General features: G+C 70.9%; 15 protein-coding genes. 3 read left to right on the forward strand and 12 right to left on the reverse strand.

The annotated features are described in order from the left end of the window. Positions 1-21: 21 nt before the first annotated feature. From H4281_RS40535 to H4281_RS40550, 4 genes are all read right to left on the reverse strand, one after another. Positions 22-984, reverse strand: coding sequence for a gluconeogenesis factor YvcK family protein (locus tag H4281_RS40535; protein ID WP_182896161.1), 963 nt, complete (start codon positions 982-984; stop codon positions 22-24). A gap of 1 nt (position 985) precedes the next feature. Then, positions 986-1,843 (reverse strand): RNase adapter RapZ, encoded by an 858-nt coding sequence (gene rapZ, locus H4281_RS40540; protein ID WP_020658140.1) that lies wholly within the window; start codon positions 1,841-1,843, stop codon positions 986-988. A 52-nt stretch (positions 1,844-1,895) separates the two neighbouring features. After that, on the reverse strand, positions 1,896-3,938 hold the full coding sequence (gene uvrC, locus H4281_RS40545; RefSeq protein ID WP_182896136.1) for an excinuclease ABC subunit UvrC: 2,043 nt from the start codon (positions 3,936-3,938) through the stop codon (positions 1,896-1,898). 68 nt (positions 3,939-4,006) lie between these two features. Then, entirely contained in the window at positions 4,007-4,240 is a 234-nt protein-coding gene (locus H4281_RS40550) for a DUF2283 domain-containing protein (protein WP_182896137.1), read from the reverse strand. Positions 4,241-4,321: 81 nt separating this feature from the next. Here H4281_RS40550 and H4281_RS40555 point away from each other — a divergent pair, with 81 nt between their 5' ends. Beyond that, the gene (locus tag H4281_RS40555; protein ID WP_182896138.1) at positions 4,322-5,107 is read left to right on the forward strand and encodes an exodeoxyribonuclease III; all 786 of its coding nucleotides are present in this window, start codon (positions 4,322-4,324) and stop codon (positions 5,105-5,107) included. 6 nt (positions 5,108-5,113) lie between these two features. On the opposite strand, the gene H4281_RS40560 is transcribed toward H4281_RS40555, so the two are convergent. The 5 genes from H4281_RS40560 to rpe all read right to left on the reverse strand — a co-directional run bounded on the left by H4281_RS40560 (position 5,114) and on the right by rpe (position 8,807). Next, complete coding sequence (locus tag H4281_RS40560) at positions 5,114-5,560, reverse strand: PH domain-containing protein (protein ID WP_237598805.1); 447 nt, start codon at positions 5,558-5,560, stop codon at positions 5,114-5,116. A 5-nt stretch (positions 5,561-5,565) separates the two neighbouring features. Beyond that, entirely contained in the window at positions 5,566-6,072 is a 507-nt protein-coding gene (gene ribH / locus H4281_RS40565) for a 6,7-dimethyl-8-ribityllumazine synthase (RefSeq protein WP_037814621.1), read from the reverse strand. Next, the gene (locus tag H4281_RS40570) at positions 6,069-7,400 is read right to left on the reverse strand and encodes a bifunctional 3,4-dihydroxy-2-butanone-4-phosphate synthase/GTP cyclohydrolase II (RefSeq protein WP_304504545.1); all 1,332 of its coding nucleotides are present in this window, start codon (positions 7,398-7,400) and stop codon (positions 6,069-6,071) included. Before H4281_RS40570 ends, ribH begins: the two co-directional genes overlap by 4 nt. Before the next feature lie 33 nt (positions 7,401-7,433). Beyond that, a complete protein-coding gene (locus tag H4281_RS40575) occupies positions 7,434-8,039 on the reverse strand; it encodes a riboflavin synthase (RefSeq protein WP_182896140.1) in 606 nt (201 codons plus the stop codon). A gap of 84 nt (positions 8,040-8,123) precedes the next feature. Next, positions 8,124-8,807: a ribulose-phosphate 3-epimerase gene (rpe, locus tag H4281_RS40580; RefSeq protein WP_182896141.1), complete on the reverse strand. Its 684-nt coding sequence runs from the start codon at positions 8,805-8,807 to the stop codon at positions 8,124-8,126. A 169-nt stretch (positions 8,808-8,976) separates the two neighbouring features. On the opposite strand from rpe, the gene phoA reads away from it, so the two are divergent. Further along, positions 8,977-10,380 (forward strand): alkaline phosphatase, encoded by a 1,404-nt coding sequence (phoA, locus tag H4281_RS40585; protein WP_182896142.1) that lies wholly within the window; start codon positions 8,977-8,979, stop codon positions 10,378-10,380. 66 nt (positions 10,381-10,446) lie between these two features. On the opposite strand, the gene H4281_RS40590 is transcribed toward phoA, so the two are convergent. Genes H4281_RS40590 through fmt form a run of 3 tightly spaced genes read right to left on the reverse strand, consistent with a single transcriptional unit; the run spans position 10,447 to position 13,297 of the window. Next, positions 10,447-10,953 (reverse strand): flavoprotein, encoded by a 507-nt coding sequence (locus H4281_RS40590; protein WP_182896143.1) that lies wholly within the window; start codon positions 10,951-10,953, stop codon positions 10,447-10,449. Continuing rightward, complete coding sequence (locus tag H4281_RS40595; protein WP_182896144.1) at positions 10,950-12,374, reverse strand: RsmB/NOP family class I SAM-dependent RNA methyltransferase; 1,425 nt, start codon at positions 12,372-12,374, stop codon at positions 10,950-10,952. The genes H4281_RS40590 and H4281_RS40595 overlap by 4 nt, the downstream gene beginning before the upstream one ends. Then, positions 12,371-13,297: a methionyl-tRNA formyltransferase gene (gene fmt / locus H4281_RS40600; RefSeq protein ID WP_182896145.1), complete on the reverse strand. Its 927-nt coding sequence runs from the start codon at positions 13,295-13,297 to the stop codon at positions 12,371-12,373. Before fmt ends, H4281_RS40595 begins: the two co-directional genes overlap by 4 nt. Positions 13,298-13,422: 125 nt before the next feature. Between fmt and H4281_RS40605 the strand changes: the two genes are divergently transcribed. Then, positions 13,423-13,881, forward strand: a complete 459-nt coding sequence (locus H4281_RS40605; protein WP_182896146.1) for a GatB/YqeY domain-containing protein — start codon at positions 13,423-13,425, stop codon at positions 13,879-13,881. Positions 13,882-14,258: the final 377 nt, after the last annotated feature.

Below are 14,258 nucleotides of genomic sequence, written 5' to 3' on the forward strand. Positions count from 1 at the left end.
CCTTTCGCTGCGCGCCCGCCGTCACCCACAGTGCTCCCCGCCGAGGCCGAGTGCCTCTCGCATGCACTGGGCGAGCGCACCAGGATCATGCCGTCCCGCCACGACCGGGTCGGCCACCGCCCCCAGGCAGGCCCTGGCTCCGAGGCGTTCGGCCGCCCGGCGCAGGCTTGCCGGGTCAGGGACGGAATCACGGTCCGCGACGACGGCGTCGACCCGCAGCGCGGGCGCGTGCTCGAAGAGTACGTCCAGATGCCGCTCGGGGGAGAATCCGCCGGTTTCCCCCGGTTGGGGGACAAGATTCAGCACGACGACCTTCGTCGCCGTGGTGCGCACGAGCGCGTCGTGCAGATCCGGGACCAGCACATGCGGCAGCACGCTGGTGAACCACGAGCCGGGGCCGAGAAAAACGACATCCGCCTCCAGCACCGCCTCGATCGCCTCCGCGCAACCGCGCGGCGGGCGCTCCTGGCGTCCGGCCGGGTGCAGCGTGATGCGGTGCACCTGGCCGGGCGTGCTGGCGACGGCGACCTGGCCCCGGATCCGCCGGATCGCGTCCGGGTCCTCGCTGTCCAGGCCGCTGACCTCGCCTTCGATCTCCAGCGGCTCCGGCGACATCGGCAGCACCCGGCCGGAGATGCCCATCAGCCTGCTCGCCTCGTCCAGCGCGGCCACCGGGTCGCCGAGCACCTCGAACAGCCCGGCGAGCAGCAGGTTCCCGACCGCGTGCCCGGCGAGCGCGCCGTCGCCGCCGAAGCGGTGCTGGAACACCTCCGCCCACAGCCGCCCGCCGTCCTCCGCGGCGAAGGCGGCGAACGCCTGGCGCAGGTCGCCCGGCGGCAGCAGCCCCAGTTCGCGCCGCAGCCTGCCGGACGACCCGCCGTCGTCGGCCACCGTCACCACCGCCGTGACGGCGCGGGTGATCCGCCGGAGCGCGGTCAGCGTCGCGTGCAGCCCGTGTCCTCCGCCCAGCGCCACCGCGCGCACGTCACTCCCGGCCAAGATCCCGGTGCACCACCTTTACTGCCATGCCGTCCTCATTGGACAGTCGCTGGGCGAGTTCCTCGGAGATCGCGACGCTGCGGTGCTTGCCGCCGGTGCAGCCGACCGCGAGCGTCAGGTACCGCTTGCCCTCGCGCTTGTAGCCGGCGCCGATGAGCCGCAGCAGCTGGTGGTAGCGGTCGAGGAATTCCTCGGCGCCTTCCTGCGACAGCACGTAATTGCGCACCTCGCCGTCGAGGCCGGTGTGCTCGCGCAGCTCTGGGATCCAGAACGGGTTCGGCAGGAACCGCACGTCCATCACCAGGTCGGCGTCCATCGGCAAACCGTACTTGTAGCCGAAGGACAGCACGGTGACGCGGGTCTGCGTGCTAGCTTCGGAACCGAACGCGTCCTCGATCTTCGCGCGCAGGTCGTGCACCGACAGCGCGGACGTGTCGAGCACCAGGTCGGCTTCCTCGCGCAGCGGCGAAAGCAGCTTGCGCTCGGCGGTGATGCCGTCGGCGAGCCTGCCGTCGCCCTGCATCGGGTGTCCGCGGCGGACCGATTCGAAGCGGCGCACCAGCACCGCGTCGGTGGCCTCCAGGAACAGCACGCGCGGCTTGTACCCGCGCGCGTCCAGGTCCTTGATGACCGAGGCCAGGTCGTCGGTGAACGCGCGCGAGCGCACGTCCATCACCACCGCCACCTTGGTGATCGCCCCCCGCGCCTGCGCGCCGAGCTCCACCATCGTGGCGATCAGCTCCGGCGGCAGGTTGTCGACCACGAACCAGCCGAGGTCCTCCAGGCATTTGGCCGCCGTGGAGCGGCCCGCGCCGGACAGGCCGGACACGACCGCGACCTCCATCCCGCTGCCCCGTTTTTCCTCTTCCGCACTCACGTCTGTGCTTCCTTCCCGATCACGACCCCTGGTCCCCTCCCGGTACTGCCCGCGGTGCGGCGCCGGTCTCCCCGGCCAGTGCCGCCACCACGGCCTCGGCAGTGCGCCTGCCGAAACCGGGCACCGCTTCGATTTCCTCGACCCGGGCCTGTTTGAGCTTCTTCACCGAGCCGAAGTGCTTGATCAGCGCGGTGCGCCGAGCCTGCCCGAGTCCGGGCACACTGTCCAATTCGGACGTCTGCATGCGCTTGGCGCGCTTTTCGCGGTGGTAGCGAATGGCGAACCGGTGCGCCTCGTCGCGAAGCCGCTGCAGCAGATACAGCGCGTCGGACGTGCGCGGCAGGATCATCGGATCCGGTTCGCCCGGCAGCCACACCTCCTCGAGCCGCTTCGCGAGCCCGACGACGGCTATGTCGGTGATGCCCAGTTCGGCGAGCACGTCCGCGGCCGCGGTGGCCTGCGGGCCCGCGCCGTCGACGACCAGCAGGTTCGGCGGGTACGCGAATTTGCGCGGGCGGCCGGTCTCCGGGTCGATCCCGGCGCGCACCGGCCGGATTGCCTCGTCCCCCGCTCCCGCCACGGTGTCCGAAGCGGTGTCCGAGCCGGTTTCCGTTGCCTCAGCGGCGTTTTCGGCCGTTTCCTTGAGATAGCGGTGGAATCGCCGGCGCACGACCTCGGCGATGGACGCCACGTCGCCCTCGGTCGCCGCCTCCCGCAGCGCGAACTTGCGGTACTCGGACTTGCGCGGCAGGCCGTCCTCGAACACCACCAGCGACGCCACGACGTCGCTGCCCTGGATGTGGCTGATGTCGATGCATTCGATGCGCAGCGGCGCGCTGTCGAGCGCGAGGTAGTCCTGAAGTTCCTGCAGCGCCGCGGACCTCGCGGTGAGATCGCCCGCGCGGCGCAGTTTGTGCTGGGTGAACGCTTCCTTGGCGTTGCGCTCCACCGTTTCCGCGAGCGCCTTCTTGTCGCCGCGCTGCGCGACCCGCAGCCGCACCCGCGACCCGCGCAGGCCGGACAGCCATTCGGCGACCGCGTCGGCGTCCCCGGGCAGCTCCGGCACCAGCACCTCGCGCGGGACGACCGGACCGGTCTCGACGTCGTCGCGGCCCGCGCGGTCGGATTCCTCGCCGTAGAACTGGGTGAGGAAATGATCGACCAGTGCCGGGACGTCCATTTCCTCGGCCTTGTCGATCACCCAGCCGCGCTGCCCGCGCACGCGCCCGCCGCGCACGTGGAACACCTGGACGGCGGCCTCCAGTTCGTCGTGCGCGAAGGCGACGACATCGGCGTCCGTGCCGTCGCCGAAGACCACGGCTTGTTTCTCCATCGCACGCCGCAACGCGCCCAGGTCGTCCCGCAGCCGCGCGGCCCGCTCGAACTCCAGCTCTTCGGACGCCTGCGCCATCTCGCGTTCGAGCCGCTTCACCATCGCGTCCGTGCGCCCGGCGAGGAAGTCGCAGAAGTCCTCGACGATCGCCCGGTGCTCGTCGGCGGACACCCGGCCCACGCACGGAGCCGAGCACTTGTCGATGTAGCCGAGCAGGCACGGCCGCCCGATCTGCCCGTGCCGCCGGAAGACGCCCGCGGAACAGGTGCGGGCAGGGAAAACGCGCAGGAGAAGGTCGAGCGTCTCGCGGATCGCCCACGCGTGCGAGTACGGCCCGAAGTAGCGGACGCCCTTCTTGCGCGCGCCGCGGTAGACGTGCAGCCGGGGGAATTCCTCGTTCAGCGTGACCGCGAGGACCGGGTAGCTCTTGTCGTCGCGGTAGCGGACGTTGAACCGGGGGTCGAACTCCTTGATCCAGTTGTACTCCAGCTGGAGCGCCTCGACCTCGGTGCCGACGACGGTCCACTCGACGCTCGCCGCGGTGGTGACCATCTGCCGCGTGCGCGGATGAAGGCCGGACAGGTCGGCGAAGTACGAGTTGAGCCTGCTGCGCAGGCTCTTCGCTTTGCCGACGTAGATGACCCGCTTGGCGTCGTCGCGGAACTTGTACACGCCAGGCGAGTCCGGGATGCTCCCCGGCTGAGGTCGGTAGGTGGTCGGATCAGCCACGTGCCCCACTGTATGGCGAGGGTCCGACAGTTTCCGTGAGACCCCTTGATGCGGGCGGCTCCGACCTCTCAGGAAAGCTGCTCCGCCGAGTCCAGCAGGTACCGCGGCAGCTTGCTGCTCGCGGCCAGGACCTCGACGCCCACCAACTGCCCGCTCTCGCCGAAATCGAGGTTGATCATCCCGTCGACCGCGACCGGGTCGCACGGATACATGTACGCCGACTTCGCGGAATCACCCGGAGCCACGAAATAGATATAGGCCGCGTCGGCTGCCCGGTCGTAGGTGACTCTGACTTCCGCCATCGCTTCTCCCCGCCTTCGCCGGAAGAAACCGGCCTGCCGTAGCCTGGCCTCGCCGGCCCGCCGAACGATCAGGGAGCAGCCATGACCGTCCGCGTCGCCACCTGGAACGTCAACTCCATCGTTCCCCGGCTGCCCCGCGTGCTCGACTGGCTCGACACCACCGCTCCGGACGTGCTCTGCCTCCAGGAACTCAAGAACACCACCGAAGCCTTCCCCGCCGACGAGATCACCGCGCGCGGGTACGAGGTCGCCGCTTACGGGCTGGGGCGGTGGAACGGCGTCGCGATCCTCTCGAAGATCGGGCTCGACGACGTGGTGCGCGGGCTGCCGGGCGAACCGGGTTTCGACGGGCAGGCCGAGGCGCGGGCGATCGGCGCGACGTGCGGCGGGATCCGCGTCTGGTCGGTGTACGTGCCGAACGGGCGCGAGCCGGAAAACCCGCACTACGCCTACAAACTCGAGTGGTTCGAGAAGCTCGGCGACCTCGTCGGCGAAGAACTGCGGCATGCCCGTCCGTTCGCCGTGCTCGGGGATTTCAACGTCGCGCCGACGGACGAAGACGTCTGGGACATCTCGCTGTTCGCCGAATCCACGCACGTCACCGAACCCGAACGGGCGGCGCTGAAGAAGCTGCGCGACGCCGGGCTGTCCGACGTGTTCCCGCGGCCGCTGAAGTACGACCACCCGTTCACGTACTGGGACTACCGCGGCGGGAACTTCCCGAACAACAAGGGAATGCGCATCGACCTCGTCTACGGGAACGAGGTTTTCGCCAAAGCGGTCACCGATTCCTACGTGGACCGCGAAGCCCGCAAAGGCAAGCAGCCGTCCGACCACGCGCCGATCGTCGTGGATCTGGAGCTGTAAGGGAACTCAGGCCTCGGTGGCGGCGCGGTGCAGCTTCCGCAGCGCGCGCACCGCCGTCACCGCGCGTTCGCGGTCCACCGCCTGCACGGCCATCACCGAGAAGTACTCGTCGTCCGGCAGTTCCAGCCGGGCCCACGAGGCGCCGTCCGGGAAGCTGATCGACAGCACCTGGTCCCAGGTGAACACCCGCCGCGCGAGGACGTTGCGGACCTCGATGCCGGTGGCGTCCGCGCGGACGCGGGCGTTGCCGAACAGCATCGTGCCCGCCGACAGCGCGACGCCGATGCCGATCATCGCGATCTGGTCCGACGCCTCGAACACGACGCCGGTGTGCGAACTGCGCAGCAGGACCGCCACGACCACGAACGCCGCGAGCAGCGCCACGGCGAGCACACTGCACATGACCAGCGCCCGGCGCGGGCGGATCACCAAAGTGGCCTGCTGCTCGGTCATCACGCTCACACGAATCCCCGCTCGGTCCATGGCTTGCCGAGGCCGCGCAGCACGTGCGCGGTGTCGAGCGCCGCTACGGCCGCCTCGTAGCCCTTGTCCTCCACGGAGCCGGGCATGCCGGAGCGGTCCAGGGCCTGCTGCTCGGTGTCGCAGGTCAAAACGCCGTTGCCGACCGGGGTGCTCTCGTCGAGCGCGACCCGGGTGAGACCAGCGGTGACCGCGTCGCACACGTACTCGAAGTGCGGCGTGCCGCCGCGGATCACGACCCCGAGCGCGACGACCGCGTCGTGGTTGCGGGCCAGCGCCTGCGCCGCGACCGGAAGCTCCACCGCGCCCGCGACACGGATGACCGTGGGCTCTTCTTCCAGCCCGGCGTCCTTCGCCGCGGCGAGCGCGCGCTCCAGCAGCACGTCGGTGATCTTCGCGTTCCACCGCGTCGCGACGACCGCGAGCCGCAAGGACTTGCAGTCGCGCAGGTCGAGCGCGGCTTCCGGCCGCCCCTCGCCGCTCATCGCGTGGTGTCCTCCTCCGTGCCCGCGTCGGACGCGCCGACCTGGTCGTAGTGCTCGAGCTGGCTGAGGTCGTGCCCCATCCGGTCGCGCTTGGTGCGCAGGTACCGCAGGTTTTCCGGGTTCGGCGAGATCGGCAGCGCGACCCGGCCGGTGACGCGCAGGCCGTAGCCCTCGAGGCCGACCCGCTTCGCCGGGTTGTTCGTGAGCAGGCGCATCGACCGGACGCCGAGGTCGCACAGGATCTGCGCGCCGGTGCCGTAGTCGCGCGCGTCCGCCGGGACGCCCAGCGCCAGGTTCGCGTCGACGGTGTCCGCGCCCGCGTCCTGCAGCTGGTACGCCTGAAGCTTGTGCAGGAGGCCGATGCCGCGGCCTTCGTGCCCGCGGATGTACAGCACGACCCCGCGGCCCTCGTCGGCCACCTTCTGCAGCGCTGCGTCCAGCTGCGGGCCGCAGTCGCAGCGCAGCGAGCCGAAGACGTCGCCGGTGAGGCATTCGGAGTGCACGCGGACCAGGATGTCCTCGCCGTCGCCGATCTCGCCGTAGACGAAGGCGACGTGCTCGATCCCGTCGAGCAGGCTGTCGTACCCGACCGCGCGGAACTCGCCCGCGGCCAGCGGGATCCGCGCCTCGGCGACGCGCTCGACCTGCTTCTCGGTGCGCCTGCGGTAGGCGATCAGATCCGCGATCGAGATGATCTTCAGGTCGTGATCGGCGGCGAACACTTCCAGCTCGTCGCGCCGGGCCATGTCGCCCTCGTCCTTCTGCGACACGATCTCGCAGAGCACGCCGGCCGGGTGCAGCCCGGCCAGCCGGGCCAGGTCGACCGACGCCTCGGTGTGCCCGGGACGGCGCAGCACGCCGCCTTCCTTGGCGCGCAACGGCACGACGTGGCCGGGGCGGCGGAAGTCCTTCGCGGTGGCTTCGGGGTCGGCCAGCAGCCGCGTGGTGTGCGCGCGGTCGGCGGCGGAGATACCGGTGGTGATGCCGTCGGCCGCGTCGACCGTGACGCTGTAGGCGGTGCCGCGCTGGTCCTGGTTCGTGTGGTACATCGGCGGCAGGTCGAGCCGGTCCGCCTCGGATTCGGTCAGCGCGACGCACACGTAGCCCGAGGTGTAGCGCACCATGAACGCGAGCAGTTCCGGCGTCGCCTTCTCCGCGGCGAAAATGAGATCGCCCTCGTTCTCGCGGTCCTCGTCGTCGACGACGACCACCGCACGCCCGGCGGCGATGTCCGCGATCGCGGCCTCGATGGCGTCCACGTCGACCGCCGCGCCTGCTCCGCACGGGGTCCATCCGGTCTGCGGCTCGGCCGCCTTCGTCTCGCTCACGGGTGCTCCTTCGCTGCCGCCGCCGGGTGGATGTCACACATTGTGCGCGTTCGCCGCCACGTGTGGCGCAGTGAGCTTCTCCACGTACTTCGCGACGACGTCCACTTCGAGGTTCACGTGGTCGCCTTCTTCCCGCCTGCCGAGAGTCGTCGTCTCGAGCGTGGTGGGGATCAACGCGACGGAAAACCGGTCCTCGGCGATGCTCGCGACAGTGAGCGAAACGCCGTCAACGGCGATCGACCCCTTCTCCACGACGTACCGCGACAAGGCCGGGGGCAGGGAGAACGTCGTCACGCCGCGCTCGTCGCGGGAGATGAAGACGCCGGTGCCGTCCACGTGGCCCTGCATGATGTGCCCGCCGAGCCGTCCGCCCGCCGGGGTCGCGCGCTCGAGGTTCACCGCGTCGCCGACGGCCACCTTCGCGAGGCTCGAACGCTGGAGTGTTTCGTTCACCACATCGACGGTGAACTCGCCGCCGGAGACCGTGACGACGGTCAGGCAGACGCCGCTGACCGCGATCGAATCGCCGTGGCCCGCGTCCGAGGTGACCAGCGGGCCGCGCACGGTGAGCCGAGCCGCGTCGGTGAGCTGCTCGACCGCGGTGACCTCGCCGACCTCTTCGACAATTCCCGTGAACACTGCTGCCTCCTCGCCCGGCCACCGTCTTCGGTGACCCCTCCATCCAACACCCGCGCGGCCCCGGGAGCTTCCCGGGCCGGAAGGTCAGCCGACGCGGAGGCGGGCGGCCTGTTCGCGCAGTGCGGCGACGGCGCGGCCCGGGTCTTCGGCGCCGTAGACGGCCGAGCCCGCGACGAAGCAGTCGACGCCCGCTTCGGCGGCCTGTTCGATGGTGTCGGAGTTGATCCCGCCGTCGATTTCGACGAGCAGCTTGAGGTGCCCGGTGTCGACGAGCCGGCGCGCGGTGCGCACCTTCTCCAGCACGTCGGCGATGAACGACTGCCCGCCGAAGCCCGGTTCGACCGACATGACCAGCAGCGTGTCGTAGTGCTTCAGGGTCTCCAGGTGCGGTTCGAGCGGCGTGCCCGGCTTGATCGACAGCCCGGCCTTCGCGCCCGCGGCACGCAGGTTCTTCGCCAGCATGACCGGGTCCTTGGCGGCTTCCACGTGCACCGTGACGTTGTATGCGCCGGCCTCGGCGTATCCGATCGCCCAGCGGTCCGGGTCGTCGATCATCAGGTGGCAGTCGACGGGGAGGTCGGTCGACTTGAGAATCGACTGGACCACCGGCAGGCCGAGGGTCAGGTTGGGCACGAAGTGCGCGTCCATGACGTCCACGTGCACCCAGTCGGCCCGGGTCTGCCCGGGGTGCGCGACGGCCGCGATCTCCTCGCCGAGCTTGGCGAAGTCGGCGGACAGGATGCTGGGTGCGATGAGAGGTGAAGCCACGAGCCGAGTGTAAAAGGACCCGGTTCCGCCCTGTTCACCGGCCGTGACCGCACCGGAGTTCGCTTTCCGGACACCGGGCGCTCATCCGGATTCTCCGTATCGAACACATCGGCGAGCACTAATGGGTCACCTCCGGAAGTTCCGGACGAGAAGCACCCCGAGGAGAATCATGAGAACCGTCTTGGCAGGCCGCCGCAAGTGGCTGGCCGCGGGCGCGCTGGGCGTCGCGATGGTCGCCGCCGCCCCGGTCGCGATCGCCGCGCAGGGCAACCAGGACGACCAGGGCGCGCGCACCGCTTCGGCCGGAGCGGGCGACCGCACGCAGGAGGTCCGCCAGGCGATCCAGGGCGGGCACGCGCGCAACGTCATCCTGTTCATCGGCGACGGCATGGGCCAGTCCGAGATCACCTCGGCGCGCAACTACGAGCGCGGCGCGGCAGGCCGGCTCGCGATGGACGAGTTCCCGCTGACCGGCGACTACACCACGTACGCGGTCGAGAAGGGCAACCCGGCTAAGCCGGACTACGTCACCGACTCCGCGGCGTCGGGCACCGGCTGGGCGACCGGCACGAAGACCTACAACGGCGCGATTTCCGTGGACGCCTACGGCAACCCGGTCCCGACGCTGCTCGAACTCGCCAAGCGCAGCGGCCTGCGCACCGGCGACGTGACCACCGCCGAGGTCCAGGACGCGACCCCGGCCGTGCTCGGCGCGCACGTCGTCGACCGCGACTGCAAGGGCCCGGACGAGACGACCAAGAAGTGCGCGCAGAACGCCAAGGAGAACGGCGGCGCGGGCTCGATCTCCGAGCAACTCGTGCAGACCCGCCCGGACGTCCTCCTCGGCGGCGGCGCGAAGTACTTCGACCAAAAGGCGACCGCCGGGCAGTTCAACGGCAAGCCGGTCCTGGAGCAGGCCAAGGCCGCCGGGTACAACGTGGTCAACACCGCTGACGACCTGGCGAAGGCCCGTCCCGGCAAGCCGCTGCTCGGCCTGTTCGCGCCGGGCAACATGCCGGTGAACTGGACCGGCCCGAAGGCGGCGCAGGGCGGCACCGCGCCGACCCGCTGCACCGCGAACCCGGCGCTGCCGAAGACGCAGCCGAAGCTCGTGGCGCAGACCCAGAAGGCGTTGCAGCTGCTGGATGACCGGCGCAGCAACAAGGGATTCTTCCTGCAGGTCGAGGGTGCTTCGATCGACAAGCAGGACCACGCGGCCGACCCCTGCGGCCAGATCGGCGAGACGATCGACTTCGACGCGGCCGTCGCCGCCGGGCTCGCTTACGCCCGCAGCCACACCGACACGCTGGTTGTGGTGACCGCGGACCACGGGCACACCAGTCAGATCGTGTCCAACGACGCCAAGACGCCGGGGCAGACTGCCACCCTGATCACCAACGAGGGCGCGAACATGACCCTCAACTACGGGACTGCGCTGCCGGGTTCCTCGATGGAGCACACCGGGACGCAGGTCCGGATCGCGGCTTACGGGCCGCAGGCGGCGAATGTCGTCGGGCTGACCAACCAGACCGACCTGTTCGGCACGGTGAAGCGCGCTCTTCGCCTGCGCTGAGCCGCTGAGGTCCGGGAAGGGCTCCTTGCGGGAATCTGATTCCCGCAAGGAGCCCTTCACGGCTTTTTACGCAGGCGAGGGCAGCAAGTCGAGAGGCTCCGACCAAGGCCGGCGCGGGTCCAGCCGGTGCAGCCGGACGCCAGCTTCGGTCAACGTGTCCAGATGCCGCCGCCAGGCCGGATGGTGCTCCCGGGCCGGCTGGATCTGATAGGCCACGACGATGGTGCTCCCCGGCGCGCCAAGGACATCGCCGAGCAGCGTGAGCGCCTGGTTGTCCGCGATCCCCAGCGCCAGCTTCGCCACCGAGTTCGCCGACGCGGGAGCGAAGAGGAACACCTTCGGGTCCGGATGCGGCCGGGGTTCGCCGGGGAGCCGGGACGCGGCGCGCACCGGAAGATCCGTCGTGGCTTCGAGTTCGCCCAGTCCGCCGGTCGCTTTCAGCCAGCCCCAGGCAGTCGGCGTGAGGGTGATGGCGAGCCGCCAGCCTCGGGCGACCGCGGGTTTCGCCAGCTCGTCGGTGAACCGGGTGTCCAGTCCGCCGCACGAGCTGGCGACCAAACCTAGATCCGTCACGGCTTGCGCAGCACCGCGCAGAACATCGCGTCGGTGCCGTGTCGGTGGGGCCACAGCTGGACGTACGGGCCGTCGCCGAGCTGCGGGACGTCCGGGAAGAACTCGCGGGCGTCCACGATCTCGGACTTGGTCCGGCGGGCGGTTTCGCCTACCACGCCTTCGGTTTCGGCCAGGTGCGGCGAGCACACCACGTACGTGACGATGCCGCCCGGACGCACCAGGTCCAGTGCCGCCATCAGCAGTTCGCCCTGCAGTTTGGTGAGGTCCGCGACGTCCGACGGCTTGCGGCGCCACCGGGCCTCGGGGCGCCGGCGCAGTGCGCCGAGGCCGCTGCACGGGGCGTCGACCAGGATCCGGTCGTAGCCCGGTTCGAGGCCGGTCTCGCGACCGTCGGCGACGTGCACGGTGACCGGCAGGCCCTCGGTCGCGTTCTCGATCAGCCGGGCCCGGTGCGGCGCCTTCTCGACGGCGTCCACGTGCGCGCCGCTGATCTTGGCCAGCGCGCCGAGCAGCGCTGCTTTGCCGCCGGGGCCCGCGCACAGGTCCAGCCAGCGTTCGTCGGAGCCTTCCAGCGGGGCCTTCGTGACGGCGATGGCGCACAGCTGGCTGCCTTCGTCCTGCACCGCGGCAAGGCGTTCGCGCACTGGTTCCGCGTCGGCCGGGTCGCCCGCGCCTGCGGGCAGGTGCACGCCGTAGGGCGAGTACGGCGCGGGGTCGCCGCCGGTGATGGCGGCCAGTTCGTCGGCGCTGATCTCGCCGGGGCGCGCGACCAGGTGCACCGCGGGGCGGGCGTCGTCCGCTTCGAGGGCGGCCTTCAGCTCGGCGCCCTTGTCCCCCAGTGCTTCCGCGAACGACCGGGCGACCCAGCGCGGGTGCGCGGTGCGGAGCGCGTAAGCGCCGATCGGGTCGGCGGCCTCGTCCGGGGTCAGTTCGTCGAGCCACTGCGTCTCGTCCTTTGCCGACACCGCACGCAGGATGGCGTTCGCGAATCCCGTTGCCCACGAACCGGCTTCGGCGCGGACGAGGTCCACAGTGGACCCTACCGAGGCGTGTTCCGGGATCCGGGTGCGCAGCAGCTGATAGGCGCCGAGCCGGAGCGCGTCGAGCACCACCGGGTCGGTCTTCTCGATCGGCCGGTCGGCGCACGCGGCGATCACCGCGTCGAGCAGGCCCTGCGCCCGAGCGGTGCCGTAGGTCAGTTCGGTGGCCAGCGCGGCGTCGCGGCCGCTCACCCGGCGTTCCCGCAGCAGCTGCGGGAGGACGAGGTTGGCGTACGCGTCCTTCTCGCGGACAGCGCGCAGCACGTCGAACGCGACCTGGCGGGCCGGGTCGATCTCCGGCGGACGCCGCGGTCCCTGTTTGCGCGGAGCCGGACGGCCCCGCTGCGGCCGTGACGGCCGCCGTTCTCCACGCTCGTTCACTGGAGGCGCTCTCCTTCGTCGATCCTCGTGCCGCGCGCCCAGTCGGTGGCCGCCATCCGTTTCTTGCCGGCCGCCTGGACCTCGCCCAGCCGCACCGGTTTCGTCGCCGTGCCCACGAGCACGCGCTTGCGCTCGACCACCAGCTCGCCCGGCCGCGGACCGGGTTCGTCGAGCACGGTGACCGGCCCCAGCTTGAACCGCTCGCCGCGGAACTCCGCCCACGCGCCGGGATCCGGCGTCACCGAACGGATGTGCCGGTCGACCGCGGAAGCCGGGTCGGCGAACGACACGCGCGCGTCCTCGACGGTCACCTTCGGCGCGTAGCTCATGCCCTCGCCCGGCTGCTCGACCGCGCGGAGCGTGCCGTCCTCGATGCCGTCCACGGTGGACACCAGCAGGTGCGCGCCGGACTCGGCGAGCCTGCCGAGCAGCGCGCCGGACGTGTCGTCCGGGCCGATCGTCTCGGTCACCACGCCGAACACCGGGCCCGCGTCGAGCTCCTTCACGATCCGGAAGGTGGACGCGCCGGTCATCTCGTCCCCCGCCCGGATCGCCGCCTGCACCGGGGCCGCGCCGCGCCACGCGGGCAGCAGCGAGAAGTGCAGGTTGACCCAGCCGTGCGCCGGGATGTCGAGCGCGGACTGCGGCAGCAACGCCCCGTACGCGACGACCGGGCAGACGTCCGGCGCCAGCTCGCGCAACCTGGCGAGAAACGCCGGGTCGCCGGCGCGGGCGGGCGTGAGCACCTCGATGCCGTGCTCGTCGGCGAGCGCGCCCACCGGGGACCGCAGCACCTTGCGCCCGCGCCCGGCCTGGGCGTCCGGCCGCGTGACGACCGCGACGACCTCGTGCCGCTCGGACTCGATCAGCGCGCGCAACGACGGCACGGCGGGCTCCGGGGTGCCGGCGAAAACGAGACGCATCACCGCACCTCCGGAAGGGAAAAGGGGATTTCAGGCTGGTCGGACATCGGAAGCGAGTCTAGAAGACCCCCGCATCGACGGCGCGGCGCGGGCAGCCAGCCGCGGCGGGCGCCAGGATCGGGTACATGACCACGCTGAAGGCGACCCTGCACGACGACCTGACGACCGCGATCAAGGCGAGGGACCAGCTGCGCTCGGCAACGCTGCGGCTGACCCTCTCGGCGATCGGCTACGAAGAAACCGCGGGCGACAGCGCTCGCGAACTCTCCGACGACGAGGTACTGAAAATCATCACCCGAGAGGTGAAGAAACGCCGCGACGCCGCCGAGGCCTTCGACAAGGCAGGCCGCGCGGAGTCAGCGGAGCGCGAACGAGCCGAAGCAGAGGTCCTCACCGCCTACCTGCCCGCCCAGCTCTCGGACGACGAACTGCGCGCGCTGGTCACCGAGGCAGTGACGGAAACCGGCGCCTCCGGGATGGCCGGAATGGGCGCGGTGATGAAGGCCGTGCAGCCGAAAATCGCCGGGCGCGCCGAAGGCTCCCGCGTCGCAGCCGAGGTAAAACGCCAGCTCTCCAACAACTGACTCTTGCCCGCCGCCCTCTTGGCCTGCCCCCTCGGCCGCGAGGCCTGTCCGGGAGGGCCGCCTTCAGGAACTCAGAGTTCCCCTCACGACACTCGCCCGGCAGTGAGGGGCCCCTTCACGGACTTGGATTCCCGCAAGGAGCCCTTCACAGCCCACCCCGCCGCCTCCCCCGCCGGGATGCGCCCAATGCGGCGTTCGGTGCATCTGACGCACCCAATGCCACATCGGGGCGCTAGGCCCGCCACCGCACAACCGCAGCCGACGCACCCAACCAGCGAGGCACCCACACCGGTCCGAAGGCTCCCTGCGGGCGGCGGGTGCTGGTCAAGGCATCTTTCCCGCCTTGACCAGCCCCCGCCGCCCGTCAGCACAATCAC

The organism is Amycolatopsis dendrobii, from assembly GCF_014145675.1.
In the GTDB taxonomy this organism is placed as follows: domain Bacteria; phylum Actinomycetota; class Actinomycetes; order Mycobacteriales; family Pseudonocardiaceae; genus Amycolatopsis; species Amycolatopsis dendrobii.

What these genes read in the sequence shown, in the direction of transcription:
- ribH (WP_037814621.1), bottom strand. Translation starts at nt 6,072, where the DNA reads ATGAGCGGCGAGGGGCGGCCGGAAGCCGCGCTCGACCTGCGCGACTGC.
- rapZ (WP_020658140.1), bottom strand. Translation starts at nt 1,843, where the DNA reads ATGGAGGTCGCGGTCGTGTCCGGCCTGTCCGGCGCGGGCCGCTCCACG.
- H4281_RS40555 (WP_182896138.1), top strand. Translation starts at nt 4,322, where the DNA reads ATGACCGTCCGCGTCGCCACCTGGAACGTCAACTCCATCGTTCCCCGG.
- H4281_RS40560 (WP_237598805.1), bottom strand. Translation starts at nt 5,560, where the DNA reads ATGACCGAGCAGCAGGCCACTTTGGTGATCCGCCCGCGCCGGGCGCTG.
- phoA (WP_182896142.1), top strand. Translation starts at nt 8,977, where the DNA reads ATGAGAACCGTCTTGGCAGGCCGCCGCAAGTGGCTGGCCGCGGGCGCG.
- H4281_RS40550 (WP_182896137.1), bottom strand. Translation starts at nt 4,240, where the DNA reads ATGGCGGAAGTCAGAGTCACCTACGACCGGGCAGCCGACGCGGCCTAT.
- fmt (WP_182896145.1), bottom strand. Translation starts at nt 13,297, where the DNA reads ATGCGTCTCGTTTTCGCCGGCACCCCGGAGCCCGCCGTGCCGTCGTTG.
- H4281_RS40605 (WP_182896146.1), top strand. Translation starts at nt 13,423, where the DNA reads ATGACCACGCTGAAGGCGACCCTGCACGACGACCTGACGACCGCGATC.